This is a genomic window from Xanthomonas sp. 10-10 (assembly GCF_040182365.1).
GTDB classification, from domain to species: Bacteria; Pseudomonadota; Gammaproteobacteria; order Xanthomonadales; family Xanthomonadaceae; genus Xanthomonas; species Xanthomonas arboricola_F.
Genome location: NZ_CP144460.1, coordinates 1,469,007 through 1,495,997 on the forward strand (window position 1 = coordinate 1,469,007; position 26,991 = coordinate 1,495,997).

The 26,991-nt window shown below is 65.7% G+C and carries 21 protein-coding genes and 1 other RNA gene; 15 read left to right on the forward strand and 7 right to left on the reverse strand.

What is annotated here, in order from left to right; translation table 11 throughout:
• Window positions 1-52: 52 nt before the first annotated feature.
• Window positions 53-1,000 (forward strand): glycerophosphodiester phosphodiesterase family protein, encoded by a 948-nt coding sequence (locus VZ068_RS06320; RefSeq protein ID WP_349657177.1) that lies wholly within the window; start codon window positions 53-55, stop codon window positions 998-1,000.
• 157 nt (window positions 1,001-1,157) lie between these two features.
• On the opposite strand, the gene VZ068_RS06325 is transcribed toward VZ068_RS06320, so the two are convergent.
• A non-coding RNA gene (locus VZ068_RS06325) (sX9 sRNA) lies at window positions 1,158-1,236 on the reverse strand.
• A gap of 401 nt (window positions 1,237-1,637) precedes the next feature.
• Between VZ068_RS06325 and VZ068_RS06330 the strand changes: the two genes are divergently transcribed.
• From VZ068_RS06330 to pbpC, 6 genes are all read left to right on the forward strand, one after another.
• Window positions 1,638-2,888, forward strand: coding sequence for an efflux RND transporter periplasmic adaptor subunit (locus VZ068_RS06330; RefSeq protein ID WP_349657178.1), 1,251 nt, complete (start codon window positions 1,638-1,640; stop codon window positions 2,886-2,888).
• Between the two features lie 18 nt (window positions 2,889-2,906).
• Window positions 2,907-3,674 (forward strand): ABC transporter ATP-binding protein, encoded by a 768-nt coding sequence (locus tag VZ068_RS06335; RefSeq protein ID WP_349657179.1) that lies wholly within the window; start codon window positions 2,907-2,909, stop codon window positions 3,672-3,674.
• Window positions 3,674-6,115 (forward strand): ADOP family duplicated permease, encoded by a 2,442-nt coding sequence (locus VZ068_RS06340; protein ID WP_349657662.1) that lies wholly within the window; start codon window positions 3,674-3,676, stop codon window positions 6,113-6,115. Before VZ068_RS06335 ends, VZ068_RS06340 begins: the two co-directional genes overlap by 1 nt.
• Window positions 6,116-6,272: 157 nt before the next feature.
• Window positions 6,273-7,664, forward strand: a complete 1,392-nt coding sequence (locus VZ068_RS06345; protein WP_349657180.1) for a sigma-54 dependent transcriptional regulator — start codon at window positions 6,273-6,275, stop codon at window positions 7,662-7,664.
• A gap of 799 nt (window positions 7,665-8,463) precedes the next feature.
• Window positions 8,464-8,967 carry an ATP-binding protein gene (locus tag VZ068_RS06350; protein WP_259166376.1) on the forward strand — a complete coding sequence of 168 codons (504 nt, stop codon included), beginning with the start codon at window positions 8,464-8,466 and terminating at the stop codon, window positions 8,965-8,967.
• A 16-nt stretch (window positions 8,968-8,983) separates the two neighbouring features.
• The gene (pbpC, locus tag VZ068_RS06355) at window positions 8,984-11,380 is read left to right on the forward strand and encodes a penicillin-binding protein 1C (RefSeq protein WP_349657181.1); all 2,397 of its coding nucleotides are present in this window, start codon (window positions 8,984-8,986) and stop codon (window positions 11,378-11,380) included.
• A gap of 452 nt (window positions 11,381-11,832) precedes the next feature.
• Here the strand turns inward: pbpC and VZ068_RS06360 are convergent, their stop codons facing one another.
• Both VZ068_RS06360 and VZ068_RS06365 read right to left on the reverse strand, forming a co-directional pair.
• Window positions 11,833-12,393, reverse strand: a complete 561-nt coding sequence (locus VZ068_RS06360) for a ferritin-like domain-containing protein (protein WP_046963150.1) — start codon at window positions 12,391-12,393, stop codon at window positions 11,833-11,835.
• A gap of 42 nt (window positions 12,394-12,435) precedes the next feature.
• The gene (locus VZ068_RS06365) at window positions 12,436-12,918 is read right to left on the reverse strand and encodes a peroxiredoxin (RefSeq protein ID WP_259153122.1); all 483 of its coding nucleotides are present in this window, start codon (window positions 12,916-12,918) and stop codon (window positions 12,436-12,438) included.
• 162 nt (window positions 12,919-13,080) lie between these two features.
• Here VZ068_RS06365 and VZ068_RS06370 point away from each other — a divergent pair, with 162 nt between their 5' ends.
• The 5 genes from VZ068_RS06370 to VZ068_RS06390 all read left to right on the forward strand — a co-directional run bounded on the left by VZ068_RS06370 (window position 13,081) and on the right by VZ068_RS06390 (window position 18,151).
• Window positions 13,081-13,557 carry an Hsp20/alpha crystallin family protein gene (locus VZ068_RS06370; RefSeq protein WP_259153124.1) on the forward strand — a complete coding sequence of 159 codons (477 nt, stop codon included), beginning with the start codon at window positions 13,081-13,083 and terminating at the stop codon, window positions 13,555-13,557.
• Window positions 13,558-13,954: 397 nt separating this feature from the next.
• Complete coding sequence (locus VZ068_RS06375) at window positions 13,955-14,854, forward strand: DnaJ C-terminal domain-containing protein (protein ID WP_259153125.1); 900 nt, start codon at window positions 13,955-13,957, stop codon at window positions 14,852-14,854.
• Between the two features lie 432 nt (window positions 14,855-15,286).
• Window positions 15,287-15,673 (forward strand): twitching motility response regulator PilH, encoded by a 387-nt coding sequence (gene pilH / locus VZ068_RS06380; protein WP_008578169.1) that lies wholly within the window; start codon window positions 15,287-15,289, stop codon window positions 15,671-15,673.
• Window positions 15,674-16,148: 475 nt separating this feature from the next.
• A complete protein-coding gene (gene hflK / locus VZ068_RS06385) occupies window positions 16,149-17,291 on the forward strand; it encodes an FtsH protease activity modulator HflK (RefSeq protein ID WP_259166221.1) in 1,143 nt (380 codons plus the stop codon).
• Window positions 17,288-18,151 (forward strand): protease modulator HflC, encoded by an 864-nt coding sequence (locus VZ068_RS06390; RefSeq protein WP_259166219.1) that lies wholly within the window; start codon window positions 17,288-17,290, stop codon window positions 18,149-18,151. Before hflK ends, VZ068_RS06390 begins: the two co-directional genes overlap by 4 nt.
• 125 nt (window positions 18,152-18,276) lie before the next feature.
• Here the strand turns inward: VZ068_RS06390 and VZ068_RS06395 are convergent, their stop codons facing one another.
• Window positions 18,277-19,383 carry an acyltransferase gene (locus VZ068_RS06395; RefSeq protein ID WP_349657182.1) on the reverse strand — a complete coding sequence of 369 codons (1,107 nt, stop codon included), beginning with the start codon at window positions 19,381-19,383 and terminating at the stop codon, window positions 18,277-18,279.
• A gap of 164 nt (window positions 19,384-19,547) precedes the next feature.
• Between VZ068_RS06395 and VZ068_RS06400 the strand changes: the two genes are divergently transcribed.
• The 3 genes from VZ068_RS06400 (at window position 19,548) to VZ068_RS06410 (ending at window position 24,301) form a co-directional block, all read left to right on the forward strand.
• Entirely contained in the window at window positions 19,548-19,733 is a 186-nt protein-coding gene (locus VZ068_RS06400; RefSeq protein ID WP_349657183.1) for a DUF2065 family protein, read from the forward strand.
• 437 nt (window positions 19,734-20,170) lie between these two features.
• Complete coding sequence (locus tag VZ068_RS06405) at window positions 20,171-21,463, forward strand: adenylosuccinate synthase (protein ID WP_259166215.1); 1,293 nt, start codon at window positions 20,171-20,173, stop codon at window positions 21,461-21,463.
• A gap of 174 nt (window positions 21,464-21,637) precedes the next feature.
• Entirely contained in the window at window positions 21,638-24,301 is a 2,664-nt protein-coding gene (locus tag VZ068_RS06410) for a M1 family metallopeptidase (RefSeq protein WP_349657184.1), read from the forward strand.
• A gap of 9 nt (window positions 24,302-24,310) precedes the next feature.
• Here VZ068_RS06410 and VZ068_RS06415 read toward each other — a convergent pair whose 3' ends face one another.
• Genes VZ068_RS06415 through VZ068_RS06425 form a run of 3 tightly spaced genes read right to left on the reverse strand, consistent with a single transcriptional unit; the run spans window position 24,311 to window position 26,956 of the window.
• Window positions 24,311-24,694 carry a hypothetical protein gene (locus tag VZ068_RS06415; RefSeq protein WP_349657185.1) on the reverse strand — a complete coding sequence of 128 codons (384 nt, stop codon included), beginning with the start codon at window positions 24,692-24,694 and terminating at the stop codon, window positions 24,311-24,313.
• 47 nt (window positions 24,695-24,741) lie between these two features.
• Window positions 24,742-26,067: an XVIPCD domain-containing protein gene (locus VZ068_RS06420; RefSeq protein ID WP_259166210.1), complete on the reverse strand. Its 1,326-nt coding sequence runs from the start codon at window positions 26,065-26,067 to the stop codon at window positions 24,742-24,744.
• A 25-nt stretch (window positions 26,068-26,092) separates the two neighbouring features.
• Window positions 26,093-26,956, reverse strand: coding sequence for a hypothetical protein (locus VZ068_RS06425; RefSeq protein WP_259166209.1), 864 nt, complete (start codon window positions 26,954-26,956; stop codon window positions 26,093-26,095).
• Window positions 26,957-26,991: the final 35 nt, after the last annotated feature.

Consider the following 26,991-nt stretch of genomic DNA (forward strand, 5'->3'; position numbering starts at 1 on the left):
TGCCTGGTGCAGATGCCGTCAGGCGATCAGTCACCCACTCGAGAGTTGTTCAATGACACTACGTTCTGTTGCCACTGTCGCCGCCATGCTGTGCGCGGCGCTCGCCAGCCCTGTGAATGCAGCCCCCACCGGGGTGGCGGCGATCCAGGCCCGCTTGAGCAACCCGCAGGGCGGCATCGTGGTGGTCGCCCATCGCGGTTGCCACGCGGCCGCACCGCAGCATGGCTTCACCGACACCGCACCGGAGAACTCCCTGGCAGCGCTGCGGCGTTGCATCGCCATCGGCGCCGATGTGATGGAAACCGACGTGCGCCGTGCGGCCGACGGCACCCTGGTGATGCTGCACGACGCCACCGTGGACCGCACCACCGATGGCACCGGCAAGCTGTCAGAGCTCACGCTGGCCGATCTGCAGAAGCTGCGCTTGCGCAGCGACGAAGGCGGCGCGCAAGCGCCGTTGACCGATCAGCGCGTGGTCACACTGGAGCAGATGCTGGACGCCGCCAAGGGCCACATCCTGCTCAATCTGGACGTCAAGGATGCGATCTACGTGCAGGTGGTCGATGCGGTCACGCGCGCCGGCATGCAGCACCAGGTGATCGTCAAGGCCGAAGCGGGCATCGCGACCCCGCCGCTGGCGGCGATGCAGCCGTTCGACCGCGTGTACTTCTTCCCGATCCTGATCAACGCACACGGCACTGCCGATCTGGCCGCGATCGCCACTGCACAAACCCGCAATGCGCGCCCGATGGCCTTCGAGCTGCCCAAGATGTCGGCAGCGCAATTGCCGGCATTGGCGGCAGTGAGCAAGGCGCACAACGTGCGGCTGATGGTCAACTCTTTGTGGGAAGGGTTCATTGCCGGCTACGGCGGCGACGCCGATGCCGAACGCGATCCGGACAAGGTCTGGGGCCGCCTGCACCGCGACGGTATTTCCATCATCCAGACCGACGCACCGGAAGCGCTGTTGCGGTATCGGCAGACGCTTGAGTCGCGGTAATGGAGAGCGCCGTGCCACCGGCCTGACTGCAGATGAGCGCAGCGGGTGCGGTTGGCACTGCGGACATCAGGGCCGCAGGCTGAGCGCAGCTAACCGCTGCGTCTTATCGGGCACGCAGGCGCCAGTTCGCACTGCGATGACATCGAGACGTTGAGAAAACCCTCAATACACTTGGCGAGCAATCGTCAGGTGGGCGCGGACAGCAGGCTCAGAACCGGAGTGGACAAGCGGTCCATGCCGCACCGAGCATCGTCCGCGTCCGCCTGGCGGTGAGCGCATCCGTTGGTCAGCCGCGCTAAACCGATCACGCTGCGGCCGATGTCTGGTAGATGAGCTGCATCACCGGCGCCACGCGTCTCGATGAGGCGGGGCGGTCGTGCTCGATAAAGCGAGATGCAGCACGCCGTTGCCGACATGACATGCGCAGCTTGCACTGGCGTGCGCCAGCAGCATCTGCAGATCCCGGTCTGCACCACGCTGCCGCGCGCATGCATGGACAGGCCGCGCCACTGTCCGGTATCGGAGGTGCATGTACGGAATCGTACAGCGCAGTACGCGCATGGAATCGGCGATCGCTTTGCAAATCAGGGCGTTGCGGTCGGCGACTACATGGCACGCGTCCTGCTGTCACCTTGGCATGGATATCGCCAAGTCTCCCCGTCGTTTTCGTTTGCGCCGCCTGCACGTGGGTGTGCTGGTTGGTGGCGCCGTGATGCTGGCTGCCGGGATCGCCGCCGTGGGCCTTGGCCGCGCCAGCCCCCGCGTGGAGCGTGCCAGTGTGTGGATCGGCACCGCCGAACGCGGCGATATGTTGCGCGAGATCCGCGCCACCGGTGTGCTGGTCCCGCGCGACACGCGCTGGATCACCGCTGGTGCGCCGGCCACCTTGGAGCAGGTGCTGGTGCAGGCGGGCAGCCGGGTCGAAGCAGACACGCTGATCCTGCGGTTGCAGAATCCCGAGCTGGTGGCCAACCAGGAAAAGGCCACCGCCGCGTTGGCCGGCGCCGAGGCGGTGGTGGCCGCCGCACGCACTGCACTGGCCTCGCAACTGCTCGATCAGCAGGCGCTGCAGGCGCGGGCCAGTTCCGATTGGCGTATTGCCGAAGTCAAGACGCAGGCCTATGAGCGCGCGCATGCGGCCGGTGTCATTTCGGCGATCGAATTGCGCGAGAGCCAGATCACCGAGGCACAGCAGCGCGGCCGCGCGCAGATCGAACAGCAGCGCGTTGCGGCATTCCGGCAGAACATGGCCGCCCAGTTGCGTGCGGCGCAGGCACGCCGCGACGAGGTGGCCAGCAGCCTGGCGATCGCGCGTCAGCAACTGGCCGCGCTGCAGGTGCGTGCCGGCATCGCGGGCATCCTGCAACAGGTCGACGTGGAGCCGGGACAGCAGGTGGCCGCAGGGGCCAAGCTGGCCCGGGTGGCGCGGCCGGATCAGTTGCTGGCGCGGCTGCAGGTGCCGGAAGTGCTGGCCAAGGATCTGTTGCTGGATCTGCCGGTCAGTGTCGATACCCGCAACGGTCTGGTCGCCGGCAGCGTGATCCGTATCGACCCTGCGGTGCGCAACGGCAGCGTCAGCGTGGATGTGCGCTTCGTGCAGCCCTTGCCGGCCGGCGCCCGGCCGGACCTGTCGGTCGATGGCCGCATCCGGCTTGGCATGCTGCGCGATGTCATCAGCGTCGCGCGCCCCGCGCTGGCCGCGCCGAATTCATCGGCCGCACTGTTCGTCGTGCAGCCCGGTGGCGATGCCGCCGTCCGCGTGCCGGTGCGGTTTGGCGCCGTCTCCAGCGACCGTATCGAAATACGTGCCGGGCTCCGGCCCGGCGACCAACTCATCCTGTCCGATACCAGCCAGTGGGCAAGGTTTCCACGGTTACGTCTACGCTAGACCTTCAAGGAGAGCTCCATGCAGCCCACTGTTACCCCCGCCGCTCCGCTGATCCGCCTGCACGGATTGAGCAAGGTATTTCACACCGATGAGGTGGAAACCCACGCGCTTGCCGAGATTGCGCTGGAGATCGCGCCGGGCGATTTTGTCGCGATCACCGGGCCTTCGGGCTGCGGTAAATCCACGCTGCTGTCGATCCTGGGCCTGCTGGATGCGCCCAGCCACGGCGACTACCTGCTGCAGGGCCGCAATGTCGCCGATCTCACTGCCCGCGCACGTGCCCGCGTGCGCAACGACCATATCGGCTTCATCTTCCAGGCCTTCAACCTCATCGCAGACCTTACCGTCGAAGAAAACGTGGCCTTGCCGCTGACCTACCGCGACGGTATCGGGACTGCCGCGCTGCGCCAGCGGGTGCGCGAGGTGCTGGAACTGGTCGGCATGCACCACCGGCAGCGGCACTATCCCGGCCAGTTGTCCGGCGGCCAGCAGCAACGCGTGGCGGTGGCGCGCGCGCTGGTGGGGGAGCCGGCGATCCTGCTCGCCGACGAGCCCACCGGCAACCTCGACACCCGCAACGGCGAGTCGGTGATGCAGTTGCTGGAGCAGCTCAATCTCACCGGCACCACCTTGTGCATGGTCACCCACGATCCTGCGTTTGCGCGCCGGGCCTCGCGGATCGTGCACATGCTCGACGGACGCATCGTCGACGAAGACACCTTCGAGCGCATTCGCCACGAACACGACAGCGTCTTGTCGACGCGGGTCACGGAGCCATCGCCGTGATGGCGCACGCGCTGCTGTGGCGCGAAGCCAGGCAATCGTGGCGGGGCCTGTTGCGCCGGCCGGGCTATCTGCTGCTGGCCAGCCTGACGCTGGCCCTGGGCGTGGCGACCACCACGGCCGTATTCGCGCTGCTGGACCAGGCGCTGCTGGCACCGTTGCCGTTTCCGCAGGCCGAACAATTGGTCACCCTGGGGCGCCCTTCCGAGCAGGGACGCAACGTGGCAGGGCCCGGCTATTACGCGCCGCTACGCCGCCTGCCGGGCCTGTCGGCCACCGGGATGCTGCGTGCCTGGCCGTTGCCGGTCAATATCGCCCGCGGCGACAGCGCCGACGTGGTGCAATCGATCAGCGCGGACCGCGGCTTCCTGCAGACGCTGGGTGTCCGCATGGCGGCCGGGCGCAACTTCGACGATGCAGAAAATCAGCCAGGTGGTCCGTCTGCGGTGATCCTGAGTTACCCATTCTGGCAGCGCTATTTCGGCGGCGACCCGGCGGCAGTGGGGCACCTGTTGCAGGTGGAAGGCCGTGCAGTTCCGGTGGTCGGGGTGTTGCCGGCGCAGTTCCCGTGGGCCGAGCCGTTCGATCTGATCCAGACCATGCAGCCGGACCTGGCCACCACCAATCTCTCCACCAACGAAATCATCGTCGGGAGGCTGAAGCCGGGCGTGCGTCCGGAGCAGGCCTCTGCGCAGGTGGCAACGGCCCTGGAGGCCGCACTGCGGACCAACCCCGGCATGACCGACACCTGGTTTCAGGAGCTGCAGCGGCATCCCGCCAACGCGTTGCCGCTGAAGAACGCGCTGTATGGCGCCAATAGCGGCAACATGCTGTGGCTGTTCTCTGCCGCCGCAGGGTGCGTGCTGGTGATTGCTGCGGTGAACCTGGTCAGCCTGATGGCGTTGCGTGCACTTGGCCGCAGTCACGACAGCGCGGTGCGAGCGGCGCTCGGTGCATCGCTGGGTCGGTTGAGCCTGCCGGCGCTGGCCGAAGGCGTCTTGATCGGCCTGATCGGCAGCCTGGGTGGTGTGCTGCTGGCGTGGATCGGCCTGCGCCTGTTGGCCAGCTGGGTGCCGGTGATGTGGTTGCGCGGCGACAGTGCGCATCTCACCGGTGGCAGCGCGCTGTTTGCGCTGCTGGCAGGGATCGGCACCGCCGTGCTCGCCGCCGCGCTCGGAGTCGCGCGCAATCGCAACCGCAACCTGGTGCTGGAACTGGTCGGCGGGGGGCGTGGCGGATGGAGTCTGCAGGCCGGGCGATTGGCGCGTGCGTTGGTGGTGGTGCAGGTGGCCATTGCCGTGGTGTTGCTGGTGGGGGCGGCCTTGTTTGCACGCTCGTTGCAGCAACTCTCGCAGGTGCCGATGGGGTTCGAGAGCAGGGCAGCAGCCATCTTTACCCTGGCACCGGTCAAGCAGCGCTACGCCACGGCGGCGGACGCGGTGGAGCAGGCGCGCCGCATCGTCGAACGCTTGCAGCGCGAGCCCGGAATCGCGCTGGCAGGCGTGTCCACCAATCCACCCACCACCACCCAGCTGAGCTGGAGCGTGTCGACCGCGCAGGCGCCGTCGTTCAATACGCAATACCGCCTGGTCACGCCGGGATTTATGGAAGTCTTTCGGATCCCGCTGCTTGCCGGCCGCGCGATCGGCAGCAACGACAGCGCAGGCGCCGAAAAGGTCTGCCTGGTCAGCGCGTCGTTTGCGCAGCGCTATCTGGGCGATGAGGCCATCGGCAAGCAGGTCGTGCTGGAAGATGATGGCAACAATCAGCGCGTGCCCATGCGTGTGGTGGGCGTTGTCGGCGATGTCCGCCAGGCCGGGCCGGCCGAGCCTGCGCCCCCCATCGTCTATCAACCGTTGGCGCAGATGAGCGATGCGATGTACCAGGTCCTGCGCAGCTTCGGCGGCCTGACCTACGCGGTGCAACTGCGTGCGCAGGCGCAGCGTGTGGACGAGCGCGCGTTACGCGCCGCCCTTGCCGAGGTCGCTCCGCAACAACCCATCGCCGACCTGCAATCCATGCAAACCGTGGTGGCCACCACCACCAGCGACCAAAAGCTCAACCTGTTGCTGGTGGGCCTGTTTGCCGGGCTGGCCTTGCTGCTCGCTGTGGTCGGCCTGTACGCGGTGATGGCGGTGGCGGTGACCGCGCGGCGGCACGAGTTCGGCGTGCGTGCCGCGATGGGTGCCTCGTCTGCGCGCTTGCTGGGCCAGGTGTTGCGCGAAGCGGCGCTGCAGCTGGGCATCGGATTGGCGATCGGTCTGGGCATCGCCATGGCGCTATCACGCGTGTTGCAGCGATTCTTGTTCGACGTGCGGGTGGCCGATCCCCTGGCAATTGGTGGCGTGCTGCTGGCACTGGGTCTGACGGGCCTGCTCGCCGCGTTGGTTCCGGCCTGGCGCGCGGCCTGCGTCTCGCCGATGCAGGCGTTGCGGCTGGAATGAAGACAGGCACAGCTCCACCGACACGCGGGCAGACCGCATGCACGATGCGGTCGGGCACGCATGCGGCCGCCTGCGCGCTGGTGTCCGCTGCCCGCGCATTGCGGGCGTGCGCATCGCGCCGCGTCGCGATCCGGCGCATGGCCGCTAGACTCTGCGCATGACGGTTCCTTCAACTCCCGTATCCCGCATCCTGGTGGTCGACGACCAGCCCGACGTCCGCGAGGCGATGCGGCTGCTGCTCAAGAGCGCCGGCTACGGCATGGTGGGCGCGGAGTCGCCGGAGATCGCGTTGGGTTGCCTGCGCGGCGATACCTTCGCCGCAGTGCTGGTGGACATGAACTACCGTCGCGACACCACCTCTGGCGAAGAAGGGCTGGGCTTGATCGCGCAGATCGCCGCGCAGTGGCCGGGCTTGCCGGTGGTCGCAATGACGGCCTGGGCGAGCGTCGGCCTGGCGGTCAACGCCATGCAGCATGGTGCGGTGGATTTTGTCGAAAAGCCCTGGCAGAACGCGCGCGTGTTGAGTGTGCTGGAGAGCCGCATCGCGCTGGACCGTAGCCGCCGCAGCGAGCGCCGCCTCAGCCAGGCGCAGGCGTTGCGGCTGCAGGAGGCGGCCGGCGGTTTTATCGCCGAATCGCCGGTAATGCAGCGTCTGCTCGACGATCTGTCGCGCATCGCCAAGAGCGACGTCGGCGTGCTGTTGCTCGGCGAAAACGGCACCGGCAAGAGCGTGGTGGCCGACCTGCTGCATCAATGGTCTGCACGGCATGCGCAGCCCCTGATCAAGGTCAACATCGGTGGGCTGGCCGCCAGCGTGTTCGAGTCGGAGATGTTCGGCCATGTGCGCGGCGCCTTCACCGACGCGCGCCAGGACCGCAGCGGGCGTTTCGAGCTGGCCGATGGCGGCACGTTGTTTCTCGACGAAATCGGCAATCTGCCGCTGGAACAACAGGCCAAGCTGTTGCGCGCCATCGAAGACGGCGAGTTCGAACGGGTGGGCGCCTCGCGCACCCAGCGCGTGGACGTGCGCATCGTGGCGGCAACCAACGCCGATCTGGAGGCGGATGTGGCTGCCGGACGCTTCCGCCAGGATCTGCTGTATCGCCTCAACACGTTTCAGGTACGCGTGCCGCCGCTACGCGAACGCCATGGGGACATCCTGCCGCTCGCCAGGCACTACCTCGCTGCGGCGTGCACGCGTTATCGGCGCGCCCTGCCCACGCTGGCCCGCGATGCCGAGCAGGCCTTGCTCGGCTATGCATGGCCGGGCAACGTGCGCGAACTGGCGCATGCGATGGAGCGCGTTGCGCTGCTGGTCGATGGCAGCGTGATCGGTGCCCAGGACCTGCGCATGCGTACCGCGGCCCAGGACACAACGACAGTCGCGGCACGCATGACCCTGGATCAGGCCGAGGCGCTGCTGTTGCGCACCGCGCTGGCCGACCAGCAGGGCAACCTGCAGCGCGCCGCAGAGCAACTGGGCATCACCCGCCAAAGCCTGTACCGGCGCATCGGCAAACACGGGCTACGTGGCGACGATGTCGGGTAAGCCACTGCGCTGGCAAGCGTGGTGGGTGGCGGTGCCCGCGCTGCTCGCACTGGCGGTGGTGCTGTGCGTGGGAGCGCCGGCACCCACCGAGGCCGCGCTGTTGCTCGCCTGCGTGCTCCTGCTCACCGCGGCGGTGATACGCCTGCGTCGGCGCCGTGATGGTCACCGCCAGCGCACGCTGGCCGGATTGCTGGACGCATTGCGCGAGGGCGACTACAGCGTGCGCGCCGTCTCGGTCGCCGGCCGCGATACCATGCTGTTTGCACGTTTCAATTTGCTCGCGCAGCGCTTGCAGGACGAGCAGCGCGACGTGCACGAAAGCCTGCAACTGTTGAGCAAGACCTTGGCAGCGCTGGACGGTGCGGTGTTCGCCTTCGAGCAGGACTGGCGCCTGCGCCTGATCAACCCGGCCGGCGAACGTTTGCTGGCAGCCACTGCCGACACACTGCTCGGTTGCTCTGCCGAGTCGCTTGGCCTGTCGGAGTTGTTCGCGGTGCCCTCCGGAAGCATCCACGTGCAGACATTTGCCGGCCAGCAAGGGCGCTGGCAAGTGGGGCACGCGGCCTTACGCAGCCGCAGCCAGGCCGGTCATCTGTTGGTGCTGCAGCCGATGGAGCGCGCATTGCGCGATGAAGAGGCGCAGGCATTCCGGCGCTTGCTGCGTGTGCTCAGCCATGAGATCAACAATTCGTTGGCGCCGATCGGCTCGATCGCCGACACCCTGGCGCGCATGGTGCCGCCGCCGGCAGCGGTGGTGGACGCGGAGCTGCACAACGATCTGCGCGGCGGGCTGGCGGTGATCGAACAGCGCAGCGTCGCGCTGCAACGCTTCCTTGGCGGCTATGTACGCCTGGCACGCCTGCCCCCACCGAGCGTGATGCCGATTGCATTGCAGCCCCTGTGCGCGCGCGTCCAACAGCTGCTCGACGACCCACGGCTGTGCATCGACATCGCGCCTGCGCTGCAGGTGCAGGCCGATGCGGATCAGCTGGAACAGGTGCTGATCAATCTGGTGCGCAATGCGCTGGAAGCTGGTGGACAGGCACAGGTCTGGCTACGCGCGTGGCCCGGCGACACGGACGCCCGGATCGAGATCGTCGACGGTGGTGCCGGGCTACCGCCCAGCGACAACCTGTTTGTGCCGTTCTTCACCACCAAGCCCGGTGGCTCCGGCATCGGGCTGGTGCTGTCGCGGCAGATCATCGAGGCGCAAGGCGGCAGTCTGAGTCTGCATGCACGTATCGATGCGCCTGGCACAGTGGCCGAAATTCGCGTGCCGCTGCATGCTTTGCGCGATGGATGATCGACGCACCGACACGATGAGCACCACGACACAGGACAGTGTGGCCGGGCACAAGGCAGTGACGCCCAAACGCAGCCGCCGCTGGCGACAGTGGCTACGCTGGAGCGCGGCGGCCGTGCTGGCCACGTTGCTGGTGCTCGACCTGGCCTTCCCGCTGCCGCTCCCCAAATCGCGCGATACCTCGACGCTGGTGGTGGCGCGCGACGGCACGCCATTGCGCGCGTTCGCCGACCGCAATGGCGTGTGGCGCTATCCGGCCAGCCCGGACACGGTGTCGCCGTTGTATCTGCAAGCGTTGCTGAACTACGAAGACCGCTGGTTCTGGCGGCATCCCGGGGTCAACCCATGGGGTTTGTTGCGTGCCGGCGGGCAGTGGATGGGGCAGGGACGCATCGTCTCCGGCGGTTCGACTTTGACCATGCAGGTGGCCCGCATCCTGGACCCGCACACGCGCACGCCGTGGGGCAAGGTCAAGCAGCTACTGCGTGCGCTGCAGCTGGAAGCGCATCTGAGCAAGCGCCAGATTCTCACCCTGTATCTGGAGCGCGCACCTTACGGCGGCACCATCGAAGGCGTGGAGGCGGCCAGTTGGGCGTATCTGGGCAAGCCGGCTAAGGCGTTGTCGCAGGCCGAAGCGGCGTTGCTGGCGGTGCTGCCGCAATCGCCCAGCCGGTTGCGCCCGGACCGTCACCCGGAAGCGGCGCAGCATGCGCGCGACAAGGTGCTCGACCGCATGATGGAGCTGGGCGTGTGGTCGCGCGCGCAGGTGGACGATGCCCGCATCGAGCCGGTGGTCACGCGCTCGCTCAAGCCGCCGCTGCATGCCGCGCTGCTGGCGCAGCGTCTGCATAGCGCCCAACCGCATGCCGCGCGCATCGTGACCACGCTGGATGTGGAGCTGCAGCGCACGCTGGAAGAACGCGTGGCCACGTATTTTTCGCAATTGCCCGAGCGCACCTCGGCCGCCTTGCTGGTGGTCGACAACGCCAGCATGGAAGCGCGAGCGTATGTCGGCTCGGCCAGCTTCGGCGATCGCAAGCGCCTCGGTCATGTGGACATGGTGCAGGCCTGGCGCTCGCCCGGCTCCACCCTCAAGCCGTTCCTGTACGGCATGGCGCTGGACGATGGCCTGATCCATTCGGAAAGCCTGCTGGTGGATGCGCCGCAAAGCTTCGGCAACTACCGGCCCGGCAACTTCGATGCGGCCTTCAACGGGCCGGTGGGTGCGGCCACCGCACTGCGGCTGTCGTTGAATGTGCCGGCGGTGGATCTGCTCGATCGCATCGGCCCGGCACGCTTTGCCGCACGGCTGTCCAATGCCGGCATCGCGCTGCACTTCCCGCGTGGCAGCACGCCGTCGCTGGCGTTGATCCTGGGCGGCACCGGCGCGCAGTTGCAGGAACTGGTGGGCGCGTTCGCGTCGCTCAATCGTGGCGGTATCGCCGGACGCGTGCGCTACACGCCGGACGATGCCCGGATCGACCGACGGCTGATGTCGCCAGGTGCGGCCTGGATCGTGCGCGAGATCTTGCAGAGCAATCCGCGCCCCGGCTACGGCAGCGGCACCTTCGACACCGCCGCGCGCCCAGGTGTGGCCTGGAAGACCGGCACCAGTTATGGCTACCGCGATGCCTGGGCGATCGGCGGCACGCGGCGTTATACCGTCGGCGTCTGGGTGGGCCGCCCGGATGGCACGCCCTTGCCGGGCCAGTACGGTGCGGTGACCGCATTGCCGTTGATGTTCGAAGTCATCGATGCATTGCCGCGTAACGCCGGCGACAGTGCGCCGCTGCCGATGCCGGCCACGGTGCAGGCGAGGGAGATCTGCTGGCCCCTCGGTGGCGCGCTGGAGCGGACGCCGCCGGAACTGTGCGCACGCCGCGCCGAGGCCTACGCACTGGACGGCGCGTTGCCGCCCACCTTCGCCGAACGCGACGCGCGCCTGTGGCAAAGCGGGCGGTTGCAGTTCGAAGTGGACGCGCGCAGCGGCCAGCGCCTGTCGCAAGAGTGCACGCAGCCGCACGTACGCACGTCCCGTGCATTGGCGCGCTGGCCGGCGCTGCTATCGCCCTGGCTCAGTGCGGCAGAACGCACGGCCGCACAGTTGCCGCCACTGGCAGCGGACTGCCTGCCGGACGGGCGCATGACCGGCGGCGGCGTGCTGCGCATCGACGGGCTGAGCGACCGCGCCACGTTGGCCCGCGCAAACGACACCGCACGCCCGGTACGCCTGCAGTTGCGCGCGCTCGGTAGCGAGGCGCGTATCGACTGGCTGTTGGACGGTCGCTGGATTGCCCAGACCGACGGACGCCAGGGATTTCAGCGCGACTTTGCCGAAGTGGGCGCGCACACGCTCACAGCCATGGCCAGCGACGGCGCCTGGACGCAGGTGCGGTTCCGCGTCTTGCGCTGAGTGGGGAAGTCGCCGCGCACGTTGGGGCTTAGCTGGGCGCAATTGGGCGTTATCGGTAAGGCTTCGTCGCGCCCGGGTGCGCTCCTACGGTGGACAGGGTTGTGCTGCCGCCCTCACCTGCCATCAGATACGAGCAGGGCGCTCAATGGCATCGTCTTCAATGCGGTATCCATATCGGCGTTGTACGGCCAGGCAGGCCAGCAGACGCTCACCGCGATGGCGATCGGCAGGTGTGAACAGAGCGACCTGCACGTAGGAGCGCACCTGGGCGCGATGGGGCGTTATCGGTAAGGCTTCGTCGCGCCCGGGTGCGCTCCTACGGTGTGGGTATGGGATGGTTGTGGCCGCCGTCCACACAAGCCGCCAAGAAAACAGGGCGCCAATGGCGCCCTGTTTTCTTGCATCTTCAACCGCGTCGTCGCATCGGCGCGATCGGCACCGATGCAACACACTTACTCGCCGATCCAGCCTTCCAGCATGTCGGCAAATTCGTCGGCGTGCTCTTCTTCCTGGGCCAGGATGCTTTCCAGGATGCGCTTGGTGGTGGTGTCCTTGTCGCCGATGAAGTCGATCATCTCGCGATAGCTGTCGATGGCGATGCGCTCGGCGATCAGGTTCTCCTTGACCATGTCGCGCAGATCGGTGCCTTCCTTGTATTCGGCGTGCGAGCGCTTGGTGAGCGTGTCCGGATTGAGGTCCGGCTCGCCACCCAGCTGCACGATGCGCTCGGCCAGCTTGTGCGCGTGCGCCTGTTCCTGCTGCGCATGTTCCAGGAACTCGCCCTTGACCGCGTCGGCAAGCATGCCCTTGGCCATGAAGTAGTGGCGGTAGTAGCGCAGCGTACACACGTACTCGGTCGCGAGCGCGGTGTTGAGCAGTTCGATCACCTTCTCGCGATCGGCGTGGTAACTCTCGGTGATGGCGCCGTCTTCGATGCTCTGGCGTGCGCGTGCGCGCAAGGTGGCGGTATCGGTGATACCGGCGGAGGTTTTGCTGGCTGGCTGATCAGACATGGCTGGCCGTTTTCCTTCTGAGTGGACGGGGGAATCGCTCTTTCAATCTGGCAGATGCTGCAGCACGTAATCGGCCGCAGACACCTTGAACTCGCCGGGTTCTTCGACGAACAAGGCCTTGACCACGCCGTCGTCGGCATACAGCGCGTAGCGGCGCGAACGCAGGCCCATGCCCGAACCGCTCGCGTCGATTTCCAGGCCCAGCGCACGCACCAGTTCGGCGTTGCCGTCGGGCAACAGGTGCAGGCCATCGGGAATCAGCTGGCTGCGCCCCCAGGCCTGCATCACGAACGGGTCGTTGACGGCGGTGCACAACACTTCGATCCCGCGTTTGCGGAACTCCTCGAAGTGCTCCACATACCCCGGCAGGTGCTTGGCCGAGCAGGTTGGCGTGAATGCGCCCGGCACGGCGAACAGCAGGACCTTGCGGCCGGCGAACAAGCTATGCGTGTCGACCGCTTCGATGCCTTCGCGCATGCGCTTGAGCACTACTTCGGGAATGCTGTCACCAACGGCGATGGTCATGGTGCTGGGCTCCTGTGGCTGAACGGATTCTAGAAAAGGGCAGGGGAAAAGCGCGTCAACGCGCTTGAAATCCGCAAGGCCACGCCTATCTGACGCACATGGCCGGCGCGGCGGTGCATGCCGCAGTCGCCGGCCCCTCACCCAACCTTTTGGAGGCTTGCAATGAACATCGTTCGTTATCCCCAGTGGCCCACGCACGCCCTGCAAAACGAGATCAAGCACGTGTTCGATCGTTTCTTCGAACAGAACAGCGATAGCGACGAATCGGCCGTGGTCACCGCCCAGTGGGTGCCGCGTGTGGACATCAAGGAAGAGCCCAACCACTTCGTACTGTATGCCGACCTGCCGGGCATCGACCCCAGCCAGATCGAGGTGCAGATGGACAAGGGCATCCTGTCGATCAAGGGCGAGCGCAACAGCGAGTCCAGCACCGAGACCGAGCGCTTCTCGCGCATCGAACGCCGCTACGGCAGTTTCCACCGCCGCTTCGCGCTGCCCGATAGCGCCGATGCCGACGGCATCACGGCGGCCGGTCATAACGGCGTGCTGGAAATCCGCATCCCCAAGCGCCCGGCAGCGACCCCGCGTCGTATTCAGGTGGGCAACGGGCACGACACCAGCGGCAGCACGGTGCAGTAAGCGCCAGCACGCGCAGCGGCGGCTGGTCAGGGCCAGGGCTTTGGGGTGTGCATGACACCCGGGCCCGGGTCGCCAGTTGCAGGCGCCCGGCAGCGCGGCGCGCTGCCGGGTACGTGCTGTCAGGCAATGGACCTGGAGCGGGGGCGCCGACTTCGCTCCCCGGCGACGGCCGCGCCGTAGAATAGGCGCGGTCGCCCGCCCGGCTGCGAAGAGATCGGCCAGCAACCCAGTTGCGTGACCGCCCCGCGGGCGCGGTTGGTGTCTGGAATCGTCAGGTACGGCACGTATCTGACGATTCCCACCCCCGCGTCACGCATGGCCGTCCCAACCCGGTGTCTGCCTCTCGAACTGGCTCGTGGCCCTGGCTGCGGGCCGTTTTTTTTCCAGAGGTGAACAGATGGAATTCAAGGATTACTACGCAACGCTGGGCGTTGAACCCAGCGCAGGCGACGCGGAGATCAAGACCGCCTACCGTCGATTGGCGCGCAAGTACCACCCCGACGTCAGCAAGGAAGCCGGCGCCGAAGACAAGTTCAAGGCGATCAACGAAGCCTACGAGGCGCTGCGCGACCCGCAAAAGCGCAAGGCCTACGACCAGTTGAAGGCGCAGGGCTATCGTCCGGGCGACGAGTTCCAGGCACCGCCCAGCTACGGCGGCGGGCAGGGCTTCGACTATGAAGAAGTGTTCGGCAACGGTGGCGCCGGTGGCGGCTTCAGCGACTTTTTCGAAAGCCTGTTCGCCGGCCAGCGCGGCGGCCGTCCACGCGGACCCGGTGCCGGTCCTGGTGCAGGCGCCGGTCCGCAGGCGCGTGGCGATACCCGCGCCAAGCTGGCGGTACCGCTGGAAGCGGTGCATTCCGGCGACAGCGTCCGCATCACCATCAACGGCAAGCAGCTGGACGTGCGCGTGCCCAAGGGCGTGCAGCCCGGCCAGGTGATCCGCCTGAGCGGGCAGGGCAACGGCGGCGGCAATCTGCTGCTGGAAATCGAATATGCCGCGCACCCGCAGTTCGAGGTGGACGGGCGCAACATCCTCTACACCCTGCAGGTCATGCCCTGGCAGGCGGCGCTGGGCACCACCATCAGCGTGCCCACCCTGGGCGGCTCGGTGGAGTTGAAGGTGCCCGCCGACTCGGAGGCCGGCCGCAAGCTGCGCCTGCGCGGCCGCGGTTTGCCGGGGACCACCCCGGGCGATCAGATCGTGGAGCTGGAAATCCTGGCTCCGGCGCCCACCGACGACGCGCAGAAGAAGGCCTATCGCAACCTGGCCAAGGCCTTCGGCGAGACGGTGAGCTGAGCCGATCAAGGCAAGCCGGATGCGTCGCTTGCCATGCGGCAAAGCAGGCAGGTGCCCTCCTGGCGAAGGAGTCAGCCAGATCAACCCCTCTCCCGGCGGGAGAGGGGTTGGGGGGAGGGGACGTGGGCCGGTCGTACAGCCGTTGACGTCTCTCTGCGCATTCGCAGTGCGGCCGCACCCTCATCCTGCGCTGCGCGACGCCGGCTCCCCATGAGAAGGCAATCGGAATCGCCGTCCGGTGAGTCCTGCGTTGAATCCGGTGTGTGCCTTCCGACGTACTGGTTGCGGCGACTCGAAGAGACAGCGCGTCAGTCCATCGTGGATCGCGACACTCATCGGCCAGCAATCGCAAATCGCCAGGCAGTTGGCCAGGCCCAGCTACCGCAAGCGCAGCCTTGGCACTACACTCGCCGCGCACACTAGGGGAAACACATGGCACGCATCTTGATCGTCGACGACTCGCCGTCGCAGCTGCTGGGGATTCAGCGCATCGTCGAGAAGTTGGGACACGAAACCATCACCGCCACCGATGGCGCCGCCGGCGTGGAAGCGGCCAAGGAGTCGCTGCCGGATCTGGTGTTGATGGACGTGGTCATGCCCAACCTCAACGGCTTCCAGGCCACGCGCACGCTCAAGCGCGAGCCCACCACCCAGCACATCCCGGTGATCCTGGTGACCACCAAGGATCAGGACACCGACCGCATGTGGGGCATGCGCCAAGGTGCGCGCGCCTACATCACCAAGCCGTTTTCCGAAGACGAACTGCTGGAAGTGATGGAACGGGTGTTCAACCAGAAGGACGAACCACCGAAGGCGTGATCGCTGCCATTCCGCAGCGACCGAGCTGAAAGTCTCCGACGGGCAGGCGATGGCGTCCGGCGTCATCGCCGCACCGAGTGGCAAGCGTCTGGATGCCAACGGCTACCGCCAACTGCCCACTGTGGGCTTGTCCGCGCCTGCCATGGGATGCGTTCGGTGCGGCGTGGTGCGTCGGCCACGGGTGGTGTGTTCGAGCAAACCTCCCGCCAGCGGAGCGGCCGGCTCCGCGCCTTCGCTGTTGGCGTTGTTCTCGCGCGTCGAGGGCTCCTGCCGAGCCATCACCTGCCGGCGCTACCTCGTCTCCAACCCGCTAACACCGGCCGACCCCTCGATTCACCCCGCCGGCTAAACCGTCGATGCACCAGGTGGGGCCTTTCAAAACGGCCGGTCTGCCCCATCTAGTAGAATCGGCGAATCAAACAACACGGCGGCACTGCGGGACTGGCCCGCACAGCCCCTCGATCATGGAGCGTGCATGGCCTGGAACACACCCGGCAACAAGGGCGGAGACGGCCCGGATCCCAACCGTCGCAGGTCCTGGGGCCCGCGCGGTGGTGGCGGCAACGGTGGTGGCTGGGGCAATCTGCCCGCGCCGTTGAAGGAGCTGTTCGACGGCGGCGTCGGGCGCTGGATCCTGGTCGCGGTGGTGCTGATGGTGCTGTTCTCCAGCTTCCAGCTCATCGGCGAGCAGCAGCGTGGTGTGGTGCTGCGCTTCGGCCAGTTCTCGCGCATCCTGCAGCCAGGCCCCAGCTTCAAGTTGCCCTGGCCGATCGAATCGGTGCGCAAGGTCAACGCGACCGAGATCAAGACCTTCAGCAATCAGGTGCCGGTGCTGACGCGCGACGAGAACATCGTCAATGTCTCGCTCAACGTGCAGTACCAGATCAGCGACCCGCGCAAGTACCTGTTCGGTTCGCGTAATGCCGATCTGGTGCTGGAGCAGGCCGCGCAAAGTGCGGTGCGCGAGCAGGTGGGGCGGTCGGACCTCAATACCGTGCTCAACAACCGCGGCCCGCTGGCGATCGCATCCAAGGATCGCCTGCAGCTGGCGCTGGATGCCTACAACACCGGCCTGGCCGTGACCGGCGTGACCCTGCCCGATGCGCGTCCGCCGGAAGAGGTGAAGCCGGCTTTCGACGAGGTCAACGGTGCCCAGCAGGTGCGCGAGCGCCTGATCAACGAAGCCCAGGCCTACGCCGCCAAGGTGGTGCCCGAGGCACGCGGCCAGGGCGCACGCACCCGCACCGGCGCCGAAGGCTACAAGCAGGCGGTGATCTCCAAGGCCGAAGGCGACGCCGACCGCTTCACCCTGCTGCAGGAGCAGTACGCCGGTGCCCCCGAGGTCACGCGCAAGCGCCTGTGGCTGGAAACCGTGCAGAAGGTGCTGTCGGAGAACCGCAAGGTGATCGGCAGCGACGGCCGCCAGGTCATCTATGTGCCGCTGCCGGCCGATGCCGGCAGGGCTGCCAACGCCGGCGGCAACGCGGGCACGGGCGGGATGCCGTCGATGGTGCCGCAGGACGTGCTGTTGAATCCGCCGCAAAGCGCCACGAGCGAGGCCATCCGCAACCCGGAACGCGGCCCGCGTCCGACCGGCCGTGAGGGAACCGAACAATGAAGAATTCGCTAGTCATCGGCCTGATCGTTGCCGTGTTGCTGACCCTGATGGGCTCGGTGTTCGTGGTGCGCGAAGACCAGACCGCCATGGTGCTCAACCTGGGCCGCGTGGTGCGTGCCGACCTCAAGCCCGGCCTGCACTTCAAGATTCCGGTGGTGGAATCGGTGCGCGTGTTCGACCGCCGCTTCCAGGTGCTCGATACCGCCCCGGCGCGTTACTTCACTGCCGAGCAGAAAGACGTGAGCGTGGACTTCTTCGCCATCGGCTACATCTCCGATGTGCGTGCGTTCTATCGCGCCACCGGTGGCGAGGAGTCGGTGGCAAATTCGCGCCTGGCACCGATCATCACCGACTCGCTGCGCAACCAGATCAACTCGCGCACCCTGCAGCAGCTGGTCTCCGGCGACCGCAGCGAATTGATCGCCAGCCAGCTCAAGGGCATCAACGGCGCCATCAAGGGCCTGGGGATGCAGATCACCGACCTGCGCATCAAGCAGATCGACCTGCCGACCGACAGTCAGGTGATCACCGACGTCTACGAGCGCATGCGCGCCCAGCGCAAGCAGGAAGCCAGCAAGCTGCGCGCCGAAGGCGAAGAGCAGGCGCTGACCATCCGTGCGCAAGCCGACCGCGAAAGCACGGTGATCAAGGCCGACGCCGAACGCGATGCGCAGAAGTTGCGTGGCGAAGGCGATGCCGACGCCGCACGCATCTACGGCCAGGCCGGAGCGAAGGACCCCTCGTTCTACGCCTTCTACCGCAGCCTGGAGGCCTATCGCGAATCCATGACCGACGGCAACGGCGTGATCGTGCTCGACAAGAACGACCCGTTCCTGCAGTACCTCAAGAGCGATCGCTGATTGTAGTGAACACTCGAAAGTAAAAACGCCCGCAGATGCGGGCGTTTTTATTTGTCACGATCAACAGGTCCTCTGTATCTTGCAGCGACGCGCTTCTGCGGCCATTCCACATTGATGGCACCGAGTCAGCACGTCGCCGGTGGATGAGAACGATGGACTTTGGGTCCTAGCCGTTTACCCCAGCCAATCGCGGGTGCCTCGATAAAGCGATAAGTAAGCGCCGCCAGCGGCAAGGTGACCAGCAAGGTGATCGAGGCACACAGCAGGTACGATACCGTCTGGTCGTGGCTCCTATGGCGAATGAAACCGAACACCGGCCCCATCAAGGCGATGACGACCGGATGCCCCAGATAGATCGAGTAGCTGATCTTGCCGAGGTAGGCGGTGAATCGATTGACGATCACGGTTGGCGGAACTTGCGACATGCCGACCAGCAGCACTGCGTAGACCAGGCCGCTGCAGATCCAGAAAGCCACCGGACCGATGATGCCGTTTGCACTGGTTGCGATGCATGCGACCAGACCGATGCTGCCGGCCCCTATCAGAAATTTGCCCCAGCGTATTGCTGTTGCAGTTGGACTTTTCTTCAGTTCGGTGTATGCAAAGAAGGTGCACAGCCCGATGGCGAATACCGGGAGGTGCCGAAGCAAGCCGTAATCATGCGTGGCCGCCATTGCGGACTCCCCCAGCAACCCTGAGGCCGCCAGCGCCGATGCCAAGACGGTGCATAGCGCGAAGACTGCCGCGCTGGTCAAGTTCCTGATCGACAGGAACAGCAACGGGAACACTGCGTAGAACAACATTTCCACGCCGATGGCCCAGCTGGCCCAGACGATGCCTGCTTCCCAGCCTGGCACCAGATTGAACGTAAACGTCATATTTGTGGCGATTTCGACCCAGGAATGGCCGGGGTGTGCACCACGGCCGTCGCGGTACGCCGAAAAAGCCAGCCAGACATAAAACAACGGCGCAATGCGAAAGAACCGATGCAGGTAGAAGCTGTGTAATGGCTGCCCCGTGGCCGCGTGACGCGGCATGGTGTAGCACAGCGAGAATGCGCTGATGACAAAGAACAGCGCGACGCCCGTCGCTCCGGCGGTCAGCACGGGTACCCACAACGGGCCGGGCGTCAGCGCCGGCGTGGGCATCGCCATGACGTGGAACAGCACGACATAAAGCGCTGCCATCCCACGCAGCGCATCGAGAAATACCAGGCGATCGGTCTTGATCATGCATCCCTGCCAGAAATGACAAAGGCGCAACCATAGACGGTGCCGGTCTGCAGCTCAATGCGTGAAGGGATGCGATGTCTGCCAAGACGTGTGCATCGCGCCCTGTGCACTGCCGACGTCAATGCAGGCACACTTCATGTTCTTCCCGGACATGCTGTTCTCCCATGCAAGAGTTCTTGTCCGCCTTGTGCCTGATCGTTGTCATTGAGGGGCTGCTGCTGTTTGCCATGCCCACCGCCTGGAAACGGATGGTGGAGCAGTTGTTCAGCCTGCCCACTGCGCAATTGCGTGCCATCGGCGGCGTCACGCTGCTACTGGGCGTGATCGCGTTGTTGGTTGTGCGTCACTGAGCGAGTGGTCCAGTCCGACAGCAACGGCAGCGTAGGAGCGCACCTCGGCGCGACGGCTTTACCGGTAATGCCTGTCGCGCCCAGGTGCGCTCCTGCGACCCACGATGGGCGGTTGGGATTGTCGCTGTGGTGATCCGTCCGGGCTAGGGACCGGCAGCGCCCGGAGCACCCGGCAACCGCCGCCCGCTGCAATCTGACCAGTCCCCGTTCTGCCGCCCCGGCAGGGGTAGTGCACGTCACCCGAAACCCGGATAATGCACAAAAGCCGGCCGGGCACGCTCCAACCAGAGCACCCCGTTCGGCTTTTTCCGTGTCCGGGCTGGTCGCCGCTGCAACGCTCCCCGATGGAGCCGCGCGCAAGGTGGCGCCGTCAGCCCCGAACCGGTCCCATCCCGCGGCCCCGATGGCCGCAGCAAAACTTTAGGAGTCCACCCGTCATGGGTCAGTCAGTTGTCGTGCTCGGTGCCCAGTGGGGCGATGAAGGCAAAGGCAAGATCGTCGATCTGCTTACCGAAGAGATCGGTGCGGTCGTCCGCTTCCAGGGCGGCCATAACGCCGGCCATACGCTGGTCATCAACGGCAAGAAGACCGTCTTGCATCTGATCCCGTCCGGCATCCTGCGCGACGACGCGCTGTGCCTGATCGGAAATGGCGTGGTGATCTCCCCGGCCGCGCTGATCAAGGAAATCAGCGAGCTGGAAGGCGCCGGCGTGGAGGTGCGTTCGCGCCTGAAGATCTCCCCGGCCGCACCGCTGATCATGCCGTACCACATCGCCCTGGATCAGGCGCGCGAAAAGGCGGCCGGCGGCAAGGCCATCGGCACCACCGGCCGCGGCATCGGCCCGGCGTATGAAGACAAGGTGGCGCGTCGCGGGATCCGCATCGCCGACCTGCATTACCCGCCGCAGCTGGAAGAACTGCTGCGCACCGCGCTGGATTACCACAACTTCGTGCTGACCAAGTACCTGGGCGTGGACGCGGTCGATTTTCAGAAGACCTACGACGAAGCGCTGGCGTTTGGCGAGTACGTGCAGCCGATGAAGTACGACGTGGCCGGCATCCTGCACGATCTGCGCAAGCAGGGTAAGCGGGTGCTGTTCGAAGGCGCGCAGGGCGCGTTGCTGGACATCGACCACGGCACCTATCCGTACGTCACCAGCTCCAACACCACCGTGGGCGGCGCGCTGGCCGGCACCGGCGTGGGCGCCGACGCCATCGACTACGTGCTGGGCATCGCCAAGGCCTACGCCACGCGCGTGGGCGGCGGCCCGTTCCCGACCGAGCTGGACGACGAAGTGGGCCAGGGCATCCGCGACCGCGGCGCCGAGTACGGCGCCTCCACCGGCCGCCCGCGTCGCTGCGGCTGGATGGACATCGTCGCGCTCAAGCGTGCGGTGGCCATCAACGGCATCTCCGGCCTGTGCATCACCAAGCTCGACGTGCTGGACGGCATGGAAAAGCTCAAGGTCTGCATCGCCTACGAATACCGCGGCAAGCGCACCGAATACGCACCGCTGGATGCGCAGGGCTGGGAAGAATGCACCCCGGTGTATCTGGAGTTCCCGGGCTGGACCGAGAACACCCACGGCATCACCGTGTGGGACGAGTTGCCGCCTGCCGCACGCGCCTACCTGCGCGCGCTGGAGGAGCTGGCCGGCTGCCCAATCAGCATCGTCTCCACCGGCCCGGACCGCGACCACACCATGGTGCTGCAGGACCCGTTCGCCTGATCGGCTGAGGCTGCACACCTCATTGCGCAACGGCCCGGCTTGTCCGGGCCGTTGGCGTTTGAGGATTACTGAGATTTGGCATGACTTTTGGCGGTGCCTGCGTGCACTGTTCCGGCGGATCATCCGCGGCCTGACGCCACCGCGTGCCCACTTCGCCCACATCGAGAATTTTCCATGCGTCTTCCCCTGGTGACCGCCATCGCACTGGCCCTGGTCGGTACAAGTCCGGCTGCCTCCGTCTTCGCAGCTGCGCCCGTGCCGCAGAGCGCCGACGCCGCCTCCATCACCACCCAGTTGCCGCGCACCGCCAAGCCCACGCATTACGCAGTGGAGATCACTCCGCACGCCGACAAGATGCGCTTCGACGGCAAGGTCGCCATCGATATCAGCGTGCTGCAGCCCACCGACCGCATCGTGTTGCAGGCGGCCAACCTGAGCTTGGCGCGTGGCACGCTCACGCAAAAAGGCGGCAAGCCGCAGACTGCCAGGATCAGCACCGATGCCGATGCGCAGACCGCCACGTTCGCGTTCGGCAAGCCGCTGGCAGCGGGCGAGTACGTGCTGTCCATCGATTACAGCGGCGTGATCAACACGCAGGCCAACGGCTTGTTCGCGCTGGATTACACCACCGCGCAAGGTGCGCGCCGCGCGTTGTTCACCCAGTTCGAAAACTCCGATGCGCGCCGCTTCATTCCTTCCTGGGACGAGCCCAACTTCAAGGCCACCTTCGACCTGGCGATCAATGCGCCGGCCGGGCAGATGGCGGTGAGCAACATGCCCGTCGCCTCGTCCCGGCCGGGCGCAAACGGGCGCACCCGCATCGCGTTCCAGACCTCGCCCAAGATGTCCACGTACCTGCTGTTCGTCAGCGTGGGCGATTTCGAACGCGCCACCGTCAAGGCCGACAATGGCACCGAGATCGGTGTCATCGCGCAGAAGGGCAAGGTGGACCAGGCGCAATTCGCACTGGAATCCGGCCGCGATGTCTTGCACGAGTACAACGACTACTTCGGCATCCCATACCCGCTGCCCAAGCTGGACAACATCGCCGCGCCCGGGCGCAGCCAGTTCTTCAGCGCCATGGAAAACTGGGGGGCGATCTTCACCTTCGAATACTCGTTGTTGCTGGATCCGGCGGTGTCCAACATCGATACCAAGCAAGGCGTGTTCACCGTCGCCGCGCACGAGATCGCGCACCAGTGGTTCGGCAATCTGGTGACCATGGCGTGGTGGGACGACTTGTGGCTCAACGAAGGCTTCGCCAACTGGATGGAAGCGCGCACCACGGCAAAACTGCATCCGGAATGGGACATCGACAAGACCGGCCCGGCCAAGAAGAGCCGCCTGGCCATGCGGCGCGATGCGTATGTGACCACCCACCCGGTGGTGCAGCACGTGGCCACCGTGGAGCAGGCCAGCCAGGCCTTCGACGCCATCACCTACGCCAAGGGCGAGGCGGTGATTGCCATGCTGGAAGACTACGTCGGCTCGGATAACTGGCGCGAAGGCGTGCGCAGTTACATCAAGCAGCATCAGTACGGCAATGCGGTGACCGACCAGTTGTGGCAGCAGATCGACGCCGTGGCACCGGGCAAGCAATTCACCCAGGTGGCACACGATTTCACCCTGCAGCCGGGCGTGCCGTTGATCAAGGCCAGCACCCGCTGCGTGGGTGGCCAGACCGCGGTGACGCTGGAGCAGGGCGAGCTCACGCTGGACCGCCCCGACAAGCAGCCGTTGCGCTGGCATGTGCCGGTGGTCGTGCGCAGCGGCGACGCCGCGCCGGTGCACGTGCTGGTAGACGGCACCGCCCAGGTGCAGGTGCCGGGCTGCGACGCAGCGCTGGTGGTCAACGCCGGGCAAAAGGGCTACTTCCGCACCTTGTACGCGCCCGCACAGTTCAAGGCGCTGACCAGCAGGTTTGGCGCGCTACCGGTGGTGGACCAGTTGGGCGTGTTGAACGACACCGACGCACTGGCCGACGCGGGCCTGCAGACACAGGCCGATGTCTTGGATCTCACCGCACAGGTGGCAGTCGGCGCATCGCCCGACGTCTGGGACATGGTGGCCAGCATCTACGATGGTGTGGATGGCAGCTTCGAGCATGACCCGGCTGGGCGCGCCGCGTGGCGTGCCTATGCCGTACCGCGGCTGTCGGCCGAATTCGCAACGCTGGGCTGGGACAACCGCGATGGCGACTCGGCGCAGATCCAGCAGTTGCGTACCCGCCTGATCGCCAGCCTCAGCGACATGGGAGATGCCGCAGTGATCGCCGAGGCGCGCCGGCGCTTTGCCGCCTTCCAGGCCACTCCCGCATCGCTGTCGCCGGAGCTGCGTGACAGCGTGCTGGGCGCGGTTGCGCGCAATGCCGACACCGCCACCTGGGACGCCTTGCATGCCTTGGCCAGGCAGGAAACCTCCTCGATGGTGCGCGACACCTATTACGATTTCCTCTCCATGCCCATCGACGAGGCGCTGGCCAAGCGCGCGCTGGCACTGGCGTTGACGCCAGAGCCGGGCGCCACCACTGGCGCAAGCATGATCGACCGGGTCGCCTCCCAGCATCCGGAGCTTGCCTTCGATTTCGCCGTGGCGCATCGCACGCAGGTGGATACCCTGGTGGACTCCACCTCGCGTGCCCGCTACTACCCCAGCCTGGGCATGGACTCGGCAGAGCTTGCCACCGCCGACAGGATCAAGGCCTATGCCGACCAGTACATCGCGCCGACCTCGCGGCAGGCCGCGGACAACGCCATCAACACGATCCAGACGCGGGTGAAGCTGCGGGCGGCGTCGCTGCCGCAGATCAAGGCGTGGTTGAAGGCACGCAAGCGCTGAGCGTTGCAGTCATCGCAGCACAGGAAACAGCCCGGCCTTGCCGGGCTGTTTCTTTGCCGCGCTGCCGGCCACCGGGAGGGTGGGGGAGGCAATCGACAGACTGGAAATCAATCCGCCGATCGGCCTGTTTGTGGCGACAGGCCCGAACTGGTGATCGGTTGCGGTACGCACGGCTATCTGGCGCTGTACTGCCATGTCGCGCAGATCGACACGGTGTTTGTGCTGGCCGTTCGCTCGCAACATGAGGCGGGCGTTGCGGGGCCGTGATGTTCGCAGTTCTCTGATCGCTGTAGCCCGGCGCCCCTGGTATTCGATGCACCGCCACCCGATCCGCGCAAGCCGGTGCCGGAGATCGTCGTGCGCCACGCCGACGCTGCCAACCGGGGCAGCCATGCACGTCATGGCCCATAGAACCGCCGCAATGCCTCACCGCCGGCCTTTTATCCCATGCGCATCGACGCACTCTCACGCTGCCGGTTGTCCATCTCCTGCTGCTGGCTCTGCGCCAACGCCTGCTGGCGATTTGTGCTGGCGACTTCCAGCTGCTGCAGCGACTGCTCCACCGGCGTCTGCACGGCCACATCGGTCGGCATATGGGCGCGCAGGTGCGCCGGGTTGTTCAACTCGCCCTGCACCACAATCACATTGCGGCCAGCCGGGCTGTCGGCCGTCTGTTCGCTCAGCAGCACGTGATCGGCCCGGTCCAGGTTGTTCTGGCGGGCGAGGGCCATCACGCTGGCGATGAGGCGCTCGCTGTTCTCGTCCGGTGTGCGCCCGGCTTGCGCATCGATCGCGCTTACACCCGAACGCACCTGCTGCAGCAATGCGTAGTCCCGATGATCAGGGCCGATCTCGGCCAGTTTGGTAGGCGGCTGCATCCGATCCGGCAGGCCGTCGGCCGACGCCGTGAACGGGCTGCGGGTGATGGAGCGGTACGGATCGTCTTCGTGGAACTGCGTGGTTTTCTGCTGCCGTTCCAGGCGGACGGCGCGGGCATCATCGAGTTCGGCGATACGGCCGGCATTGGTTTCTTCGCGCATGGACAGATGGCCGCCGCCTGCGCTGACGTTCACCCATTTCTGTTCTTTTTCGAAGTACATCGCATAGAAGCTGTTGCTGCCGATGACATTGGGGTCGACGGCGGAGCGGCCGTCCAGCATCTGGATCGTCTCGGTGGTGCCGAGCTTGGCCAGGTACTGGCTGCCGGCCGCCAGTCCCATCTGCGCAAAGGTCTCGTAGCCGGTGTTGCTGATGCGAGTGGCGCCGATGTACTCGTTGTCGAGCATGTTGGTCCAGATCTGTTCCAACTTCTGGGGGCCGCTTTTTTCCAGGGCTGCTTGCAGGAGGACGCGTGGGGTCCAGCAGTTGGGGTCGAGCTCATGGTCCAGGAAGGCTTGGTCGTGTGCTCGCATGACGTCCTTGCCGGGAAGGTTCAGTGCCATATCCGGACGCTCTTTGTCGAACCAAGCTTGTCGAAGCTCAAAATCCTTCTTGAGCAGCGTTTGCCCGAACTCTTCCCACTGGCGTTCGCTCAATTCAGCATTGGCAAAGCGCGAGCCGGTATCGTGCTGTGTCCTGGCATAGTCTTGCGCGTAATTGTTAGCCACTTGCCCTGGCAAGCTGTCGTTGCGCACTACGCCTAATGCCAGCGTCCCATAGCCGTCTGCTCCATCAAGCTGCGAGAGATAGTTCCAGTACAGCTCGCGATTGCCTTTATTTGCATAGTTGGAAAGAATTTCCAGATCCTGCTCACTCAGTCCGCTCACCGGCTACTCCCTGTAAATACCCTAATCACTGAATTTTAGTGCGGGTTAATACGTTCCTCACCGCATCTTCCATGCGCTTCCAGTCCTTCAGGAATGCACGCTTGTAGTTGAGACTGATGGAAAGTTTGTTTTCGATGTCAGAGAAGTAGTGGACGCAACTTGCAGCAACAGCACCTTTTTCATGGACCACTTCAGATCCCTCAAGCCGAACGCCATCTGCTCGAAATTTTTTGCTGTCGCACTTGATGAACGTGGTCAAATTGCCGCTGGAGTCGCGCGCGACGTACCAGTCGTCTTCAAACGCAGGGTTGCGCGTCGGAGGCTCGCCGTGGTGGGCTTCATACGCTTTTACATATGCCGCCATCTTCTCCTCATCAATGGCATAGGGCGTTAATCCGAATGCTTCAGGCTGTGCTATGCGGAGATCGAGCCGGGCGACAGGATTGCCCCGCTCAACTGAGTCTGCCTCTGTACGCCTATCGTTTGACGAGAAACGCTCAAGCAATACCTCAATGGGAACACGGTCGACATAGTCGATCGACACGGAAATTTCTTTCCGGAAATCATTCGTACGCGGGTTGGCCCGTGCCCCAGGCGGGGTGGGGGTCATGTCTGGCCATTCGATGACCAGCGTGATGCCTTCGCCCGGCCATGGCGCGATCTGGCTGTCCAGGTAGTTGGCGGGGATGCGGAAGGTGTTCGGCCCCAGCTTTACGTCAACCGGAGCATCCGAATAGGTGTGCCCGTTGATGGTGCGGCCGGTGGTGACGTTGTCTGGCATGGAGGAAGTCCTTTTCTGTTCGGGTGATGGCGTCCGTGCACAGGCATTGCCGGTCACAGCAACGGCGAGTGCAAGGGCCAGGCACCGGCCGGATGACATCATGTGCATTGGTCAATCCATTGCAGGGTTCGCCGCAACTATAG

Excerpts from the sequence above, each read along its gene's own strand:
- VZ068_RS06320 (WP_349657177.1), top strand. The coding sequence starts at position 53 with ATGACACTACGTTCTGTTGCCACTGTCGCCGCCATGCTGTGCGCGGCG.
- VZ068_RS06330 (WP_349657178.1), top strand. The coding sequence starts at position 1,638 with ATGGATATCGCCAAGTCTCCCCGTCGTTTTCGTTTGCGCCGCCTGCAC.
- VZ068_RS06335 (WP_349657179.1), top strand. The coding sequence starts at position 2,907 with ATGCAGCCCACTGTTACCCCCGCCGCTCCGCTGATCCGCCTGCACGGA.
- VZ068_RS06340 (WP_349657662.1), top strand. The coding sequence starts at position 3,674 with ATGGCGCACGCGCTGCTGTGGCGCGAAGCCAGGCAATCGTGGCGGGGC.
- VZ068_RS06345 (WP_349657180.1), top strand. The coding sequence starts at position 6,273 with ATGACGGTTCCTTCAACTCCCGTATCCCGCATCCTGGTGGTCGACGAC.
- pbpC (WP_349657181.1), top strand. The coding sequence starts at position 8,984 with ATGAGCACCACGACACAGGACAGTGTGGCCGGGCACAAGGCAGTGACG.
- VZ068_RS06360 (WP_046963150.1), bottom strand. The coding sequence starts at position 12,393 with ATGTCTGATCAGCCAGCCAGCAAAACCTCCGCCGGTATCACCGATACC.
- VZ068_RS06365 (WP_259153122.1), bottom strand. The coding sequence starts at position 12,918 with ATGACCATCGCCGTTGGTGACAGCATTCCCGAAGTAGTGCTCAAGCGC.
- VZ068_RS06370 (WP_259153124.1), top strand. The coding sequence starts at position 13,081 with ATGAACATCGTTCGTTATCCCCAGTGGCCCACGCACGCCCTGCAAAAC.
- VZ068_RS06375 (WP_259153125.1), top strand. The coding sequence starts at position 13,955 with ATGGAATTCAAGGATTACTACGCAACGCTGGGCGTTGAACCCAGCGCA.
- pilH (WP_008578169.1), top strand. The coding sequence starts at position 15,287 with ATGGCACGCATCTTGATCGTCGACGACTCGCCGTCGCAGCTGCTGGGG.
- hflK (WP_259166221.1), top strand. The coding sequence starts at position 16,149 with ATGGCCTGGAACACACCCGGCAACAAGGGCGGAGACGGCCCGGATCCC.
- VZ068_RS06390 (WP_259166219.1), top strand. The coding sequence starts at position 17,288 with ATGAAGAATTCGCTAGTCATCGGCCTGATCGTTGCCGTGTTGCTGACC.
- VZ068_RS06395 (WP_349657182.1), bottom strand. The coding sequence starts at position 19,383 with ATGATCAAGACCGATCGCCTGGTATTTCTCGATGCGCTGCGTGGGATG.
- VZ068_RS06400 (WP_349657183.1), top strand. The coding sequence starts at position 19,548 with ATGCAAGAGTTCTTGTCCGCCTTGTGCCTGATCGTTGTCATTGAGGGG.
- VZ068_RS06405 (WP_259166215.1), top strand. The coding sequence starts at position 20,171 with ATGGGTCAGTCAGTTGTCGTGCTCGGTGCCCAGTGGGGCGATGAAGGC.
- VZ068_RS06410 (WP_349657184.1), top strand. The coding sequence starts at position 21,638 with ATGCGTCTTCCCCTGGTGACCGCCATCGCACTGGCCCTGGTCGGTACA.
- VZ068_RS06415 (WP_349657185.1), bottom strand. The coding sequence starts at position 24,694 with ATGGCTGCCCCGGTTGGCAGCGTCGGCGTGGCGCACGACGATCTCCGG.
- VZ068_RS06425 (WP_259166209.1), bottom strand. The coding sequence starts at position 26,956 with ATGCACATGATGTCATCCGGCCGGTGCCTGGCCCTTGCACTCGCCGTT.